At 51.2% G+C, this 7,000-nt stretch carries 5 protein-coding genes, 1 tRNA gene, 2 rRNA genes and 2 riboswitches; all 8 genes read right to left on the minus strand.

The window, feature by feature from the left end:
• Nucleotides 1-5: 5 nt before the first annotated feature.
• Nucleotides 6-767: a HesA/MoeB/ThiF family protein gene (locus L4D19_RS24825; protein WP_428454678.1), complete on the minus strand. Its 762-nt coding sequence runs from the start codon at nt 765-767 to the stop codon at nt 6-8.
• A complete protein-coding gene (locus L4D19_RS24830; protein WP_428454670.1) occupies nt 757-2,007 on the minus strand; it encodes a thiamine phosphate synthase in 1,251 nt (416 codons plus the stop codon). Before L4D19_RS24830 ends, L4D19_RS24825 begins: the two co-directional genes overlap by 11 nt.
• On the minus strand, nt 2,007-3,929 hold the full coding sequence (gene thiC / locus L4D19_RS24835; RefSeq protein ID WP_428454671.1) for a phosphomethylpyrimidine synthase ThiC: 1,923 nt from the start codon (nt 3,927-3,929) through the stop codon (nt 2,007-2,009). Before thiC ends, L4D19_RS24830 begins: the two co-directional genes overlap by 1 nt.
• 138 nt (nt 3,930-4,067) lie before the next feature.
• A riboswitch (TPP riboswitch) is annotated at nt 4,068-4,165 on the minus strand.
• 103 nt (nt 4,166-4,268) lie between these two features.
• Nucleotides 4,269-5,639 carry a voltage-gated chloride channel family protein gene (locus L4D19_RS24840; RefSeq protein ID WP_428454672.1) on the minus strand — a complete coding sequence of 457 codons (1,371 nt, stop codon included), beginning with the start codon at nt 5,637-5,639 and terminating at the stop codon, nt 4,269-4,271.
• A gap of 85 nt (nt 5,640-5,724) precedes the next feature.
• Nucleotides 5,725-5,788, minus strand: a riboswitch (Fluoride riboswitch).
• 154 nt (nt 5,789-5,942) lie between these two features.
• Nucleotides 5,943-6,019 (minus strand) — tRNA-Trp (locus L4D19_RS24845).
• A 193-nt stretch (nt 6,020-6,212) separates the two neighbouring features.
• On the minus strand, nt 6,213-6,338 hold the full coding sequence (locus L4D19_RS24850) for a hypothetical protein (RefSeq protein ID WP_275690384.1): 126 nt from the start codon (nt 6,336-6,338) through the stop codon (nt 6,213-6,215).
• A gap of 281 nt (nt 6,339-6,619) precedes the next feature.
• Nucleotides 6,620-6,735 (minus strand): 5S ribosomal RNA (gene rrf / locus L4D19_RS24855).
• 117 nt (nt 6,736-6,852) lie between these two features.
• Nucleotides 6,853-7,000, minus strand: a 23S ribosomal RNA gene (locus L4D19_RS24860); the annotation flags it as partial.

The raw sequence follows: 7,000 nt of genomic DNA on the forward strand, positions 1-7,000 counted from the left end.
ATTCGTTATTCTCCTGTGCCACACACCGGGCAACGTTTATCTTGGGCAAGATGGAACCTTTGCCATGCCATCGTCAGCCCGTCAAACTGCTGCAAGGTGCCAAAGGCAACCTCTCCGGCGCCGGTAATCAGCTTGATAGTCTCCAGCGCCTGCATGGTTCCCATCATGCCGACAACCGGACCGGCAATGCCCGAATTACTGCAGTTCTGCGGCTCTTGCGGAGCATCCGGTTGCCAGGGAAACAGGCAGTGATAACAAGGCCCCTGGCCCTGACGAAAATCAAAAGCCATCAGCTGTCCCTGCCAGCGAATAGCAGCGCCTGAAATCAATGCTTTGTTGGCACGAAAACAGGCACGATTTACGGCATGGCGCGTCTCAAGATTGTCAGAGCAGTCGAGCACCACATCGGCCAGCGCTACTTCCATCGCCAGTCTCTGATCAGCAAGCCGAGCCTGGACCGGGCGAACCCGGATATGCGGATTCAACGCCTTGAGCTGTTCTGCCGCCGCCTGTACCTTGCTTTGCCCCTTGTGGCTATCACGGTAAATCACCTGACGCTGCAAGTTCGAACTGTCGACCTCGTCATCGTCAGCAATAATAATATTGCCGACACCGGCTCCGGCCAGATACAGCGCAGCCGCCGAACCCAGCCCGCCGGCACCGACCAGTAACACCTGCGCTTCAGCCAATAACTGCTGACCCTGCTCGCCGATCTCGGGCAGCATGATCTGGCGGTTATAGCGTAGAAACGCCTGATCACTGAGCATCATCGCCACCCTTGATATGCTCATGGCGAACCAGCAACTGATTAAAGGCGTCAACCGCAGCCTGGGTATCGTCGGCCTGAGTCACCGCGCGAACCACAGCAACGCTGCTTACACCAGTGCGCCAGACTTTTTCAGCCCGCGCCAGATCAATACCGCCAATGGCCACGGTAGGGAACTGATCACCGATCAGCTTCTGATATAGCGCCAGCCGATTCAGCCCCTGTGGCTTGGACGGCATCTCTTTGGTCGTGGTCGGGAAGATATGTCCCAACGCGATATAACTCGGTGCGAACTCAGCCGCCCGCAATATTTCATAATAGCCATGGGTCGACAGACCCAGGCGCAAACCGGCCTGCTGGATCGCCTGCAAATCAGCCGTTTCCAAATCTTCCTGCCCAAGGTGAACACCATAAGCCTGATGCTTGATAGCCAGCTGCCAGTAATCATTCACATACACCTGTGCCTGATGCCGGTTTCCGGCTGCAATGATTTGCTCAACCTGGGTTTCCAGTGTCGGCTCGGCCGGATCCTTAATCCGCAGCTGAGTGGTGGTCACACCCAACGACAGTAGGCGTTCCACCCACTCCGCCGAGTCGACTACCGGATACAGCGCCAACTTGGCAGGATCTGTCGCGGCAAAAGGTGCTACCGCCACTTCCTTGCTATCCCAACCCAGCTCATCTGCCTCAGGATGGTTGGCGGTAAGCGGGCGCGGAAACAGCTCTCGCGTCATTGGCCAGCCCGTTTCACCATAGCCATCCGCATGACTTTCAAAGTAGCCTCGGGCATGAGCTCGGGACAGCGTGACCGCATCTTCCAGCGGATAATCCAGCGCCAGTGCTGCCAGCAACATGGCACGCTGTGGTTCACTGGCACCGGCGTGGTGGCAATAGACGGCTCTCGCCTCGCCATTGTGGTGCCAGATATCGACACAGCCCTTTTCGGTCGGCAAACCGCAAATCACCAAAGACGGGTCAGCAGCCACTTGCTGCTGTATCTCGCAAAGTTCCGGATAAGGTGCAATCCACTGATCCAGCACCTTATAACCGGCAATATCAGCCTCAGCCTGATTAAACACCAGGCTGAACTGACGCTCTTCGATTTGAATATCGACAGTCTCCGACTCGCTCCACTCCACACTAACCTGCTCGCCCAGCTGGTATTTATCAGCCGCGGCAAGCAAAGGTTCCACATGCATCAGCAGTGGCGTTAAACTATCGGGTAAACATAAAGAGCTCATTAACTATCCTCTTGAACAGGGTGATATAACTCACTACCTCGAGCCCGGAATTCATCGGCTTTCTGCTGCATACCTTCGAGAGGATCTTCAAGCAACTTGATGGCCAGCTCCTCGTTCTTTTCCAGATCGCTGGCATAATCCCGCACTTCCTGCGAGATCTTCATCGAACAGAATTTGGGTCCACACATTGAACAGAAGTGAGCCACTTTTCCGGACTCCTGAGGTAGAGTTTCATCATGATAGGCGCGCGCCGTATCCGGGTCTAAACCTAGGTTAAATTGATCTTCCCAGCGAAATTCAAAGCGCGCTTTAGACAATGCATTATCACGAACTTGGGCCCCCGGATGACCTTTTGCCAAGTCTGCCGCATGAGCACATAGCTTGTACGTGATCAGACCCACTTTTACATCGTCTTTATTAGGTAATCCCAAATGTTCCTTCGGTGTGACATAACAAAGCATGGCACAACCGTACCAGCCAATCATCGCCGCACCAATCCCCGAGGTGATGTGGTCATAGCCAGGAGCAATATCGGTAGTTAGCGGGCCAAGGGTATAAAAAGGCGCTTCATGGCAATGCTTGAGCTGCTCTTCCATATTTTCTTTGATCATGTGCATCGGCACATGGCCCGGGCCTTCAATCATCACCTGCACATCGTATTCCCAGGCAATCTTGGTCAGCTCACCGAGGGTGCGTAATTCATTAAACTGAGCTTCGTCATTGGCATCGGCAACAGATCCCGGACGCAAGCCGTCACCCAACGACAGGGCAATGTCGTACTGGGCGCAGATTTCGCAGATTTCGCGAAAATGCTCATACAGGAAGCTTTCCTGATGGTGGGCCAGACACCACTTGGCCATGATAGAACCACCACGGGAGACAATCCCCGTGACTCGCTTGGCTGTCATCGGGACATAACGCAGCAAGACTCCGGCATGGATCGTAAAGTAATCGACCCCTTGCTCAGCCTGCTCCAGCAGCGTGTCGCGGAAGACCTCCCAGTTCAGGTTCTCGGCTATCCCGTTCACCTTTTCCAATGCCTGATACATAGGAACCGTACCGATCGGTACCGGGCTATTGCGGATGATCCACTCACGGGTTTCATGGATGTTACGACCGGTAGACAGATCCATCACTGTATCGCCACCCCAGCGGGTCGACCATACCAGTTTCTCCACTTCTTCCTCGATGGAGGAGCTTACGGCGGAATTACCAATATTGGCATTCACCTTTACCAGAAAGTTACGGCCAATGATCATCGGCTCGGTTTCAGGATGGTTGATGTTGGCGGGAATAATGGCGCGGCCTTCTGCCACTTCTCGGCGAACAAATTCCGGCGTGATTTCTTCCGGCAGGTTGGCCCCAAAGCTGAGCCCCGGGTGCTGCTGGTTCAGGACTTCGTCACGATACTTGGCCCTGCCCATGTTTTCTCGGATTGCGATAAACTCCATTTCCGGCGTAATGATCCCCTGGCGAGCATAGTGCAATTGGGTCACGCATTTGCCAGCCTTGGCACGGCGTATACGGTTCGCCTCGGCAAAACGCAGTTCATCCAGTGTTTCATCGGCCAGACGCTCTTTGGAATAAGCGGAGCTAAGCTCATCGAGTAACTCGGTGTCGGCACGCTCGGCAATCCAGTTTTCGCGTACTTTCGGTAGCCCGGCATAGATATCAATCGCCTGCGCCGGATCGGTGTAATAGCCCGAGGTGTCATAAACACGCACCGGCTCATTCGGCTCGAAGACAGGCTCTTGTTTTGTACCGCCGACCAAACTATCCGACAGCGATATCTCGCGCATTGGCACCTGGAGATCAGAACGGCTCCCTTGCACATAGACTTTCTGGGAGTTGGGGTAAGGTTGGGCAGTCAGTGAATCAATAAATTGTTTAGCTTCCAGTCTCGCTTGTTTGCGACTCGACATAGCAATTTCCTTTATATTCCATATAGGGGGAAGTTGCTTGACGGATTGGTGCTTAAACAAGAGGCGTACACGTAGGGTGTGCAGCGTCATCTGGTACCGCAGCTACAGTTTTATGGATCATAAAGGTGCAGCTAAACAGAAGATTTTTCTCTTGTTCCCTTCGCAGGTATTAGCCCGATCAGGTTCTACGGATCCCGCAATGCGGTCTCAGCCAGTTGGCACTCCGACAAGTTGAGTGAAGAGTATAGGTAAGCAGGCTATCAGCAGCAAGTGCAATCGACAGAAAATGTTTAACGAATGTAAAAACAACTCGGGCCGCACTGTGATGCGGCCCGATAATTATTTGGTGTACTTTTTCACCACCGTCTTAAGCAAGGACGAATGCGTATCTCTCAGCTCTCCTAACTTATGGGTGATTGTCGGCGCTCCATCCAGATCGAAAAGCTTAGGCACTGCCACTCTTTGGGAAGAATAGATACCAGTATGACCGCTAAAGTAATAGGCGGTATAACAAGCAATAGCAAAATACAGCATATGCTCGGCACCAAACAGCTCAATCCCCATAATGGTACACGCCAGTGGTGTATTGGTGGCCGCGGCAAACACCGCCAGGAACCCTAACGCAGCAAACAGATCGACAGGGGCACCCAACAGCCAGGCCATGGTATTGCCGAGTGTCGCCCCGACAAAGAACAGCGGAGTTACCTCGCCACCTTTATAGCCTGCAGCCAGAGTAATCGCCGTCAGCAGTAGCTTTAGCAACCAGCTGTACCATTCCGCGCCGCCTTCGGTAAATGCACTGAGGATACTGACTCCCCCTTCCCGGCTCGAATAAACACCGAGGCCGATATAATCATAGTTACCGATCAACTGCACCGCACCAATGACTATCAAGCCACCAACGACAACAATAAGATAAGGGTTCTTCAGCGTCGCTTTGAAAATATCTTTAAACACATGAGTCAGCTCACCAAACAGGTACCCAGCCAAACCAAAAGCAACGGCTGCCAGCACAATCTTCGCTATCATCACGATATCGACTTTGATGGCATGCTCGAACAACGTAATGGTCTCAAGAAAGTCTATCCGGTAATGCGTATGGTGAGCCCCCCACGCGCTGCATACAACATCTGCAAGAATAGCGGCAAACAAAGCAGGAATGATGGCATCGTAGCGCAGACGTCCTATCGCCAGTACCTCAAGGGCAAATATCGCCCCTGTCAGCGGCGTCCCAAACACCGCGCCAAAGCCGGCAGCCACACCGGCAATTAATATCAGACGCGTATCAGCTTCGTTGAGCTTGAAGACTCGGGCTAGCCAATGTGTTGTCGCCCCACCGATCTGCACTGCGGTTCCTTCACGCCCCGCTGAGCCGCCGAACAAATGGGTGATCACTGTCGTGATTAAAACCAGCGGCCCCATGCGTGTAGGGATACCAGCGCCAGGCTCATGGATCTCATCCATGATCAGGTTGTTGCCACCTTCGGAGTTCTTACCAAGATTACGGTAGCAATAGACAATGACAACACCTGCAAGCGGCAACAAGTAAATCAACCACGCATTATCAATGCGTGTTTCAGTGGCGAGATTAAGGATCCACAGAAAAAAGGCATTTAGAGAGCCGACAATGACAGCAACAGGAATAATAAGGAGTGTCCATCTCAAGATCTGGACAAAAATTTTAGGATTAGCGCTTAATGGGTGTGCCATACCAAGTTTCTATCTCATTCGGGAATATGTTCAAGGATAGATGCTATGGCAAATGACCGGGCCCCACCATAGACGGATCTATCCTACTACAGCAGGAGTCATTATCTCAGTCGAGCGGTTAAAGGTGGAACTCCATCACCCGTTACTAACAATGGCTGTCAGTAACAACTGTCGTATGCTATCGGTAATTCCCAGATGCAACAAGCGTAAAATGCATGTTTACCCATTTGGGTTGACCTTGAACAACTTTCACATCGTCCAGATACAGCAAAGCCCCGACATTTCTGTCGAGGCTTTTATATGTGGCAGGGGTGGAGAGATTCGAACTCCCAACACGCGGATTTGGAATCCGCTGCTCTGCCAATTGGAGCTACACCCCTGTAGTGCTGTTTTCAGCGACTTCCCAGAAGTTAACTCATTCCTTAGGAAGTGATGAGTATTTTATACAGCTAGCAGAGAATTACCAGAGTTAATTCAAGAATAATGAAAATTTACATCCAAATGCACGGATAACAATCAAATCATTCATTTAGCGTTCAATCTCTGATTTTTCTCAAGGTACTCATCCACAGACTACAATGCCGCTTGTGCCTTTTTCTTCTTATAGACTGCGAACGCCACAACTGCAGGACCGACAACCAGCATTCCCATTCCCAGACAGGCAAGTGCTGTCATTACCAACATTTCGAACTCAGACATAGTTGAACCTCATTGACTTTACTTTGTAGTTTTCGGCCTTTATTCAGAGCCTGTTATTGATACGTTATAGGTACAAAATGATAACAAGAAAAACAAACAAAACAATCAGTTAACAATTAATAGACCGAGTCATAATATGAATAGACCAAAAGCAACTATGTAGAAATGTAGAAATATCGGCAATGCACGATACAAGGAGATCTGATGAGGACAGATCTTTTTTGCTGGCAGGAAAACGAAAAAAGGCCACCTTTTCAGGTGGCCTTTTCTCTATATTTGAAGCCTGGCGATGTCCTACTCTCACATGGGGAGACCCCACACTACCATCGGCGCTATTACGTTTCACTGCTGAGTTCGGCATGGGATCAGGTGGGTCCATAATGCTATGGTCGCCAAGCAAATTCGTTTTATTACCCGCCGTTGGCAAGTAATAGCAATCTGGGAAAGTTAACTAGTCGTTCTCGCGCYTACATTCAAGCGTMTGTGGAGTCCGTAAAAACCCCTTGGGTGTTGTATGGTTAAGCCTCACGGGCAATTAGTACAGGTTAGCTCAACGCCTCACAGCGCTTACACACCCTGCCTATCTACGTCGTAGTCTCCAACAACCCTTCAGGATACTTATAGTATCAGGGATGACTCATCTCAGGGCTCGCTTCCCGCTT

Origin of the sequence: Photobacterium kasasachensis (genome assembly GCF_050336885.1) — a bacterium.
Taxonomy (GTDB): Bacteria; Pseudomonadota; Gammaproteobacteria; order Enterobacterales; family Vibrionaceae; genus Photobacterium; species Photobacterium kasasachensis.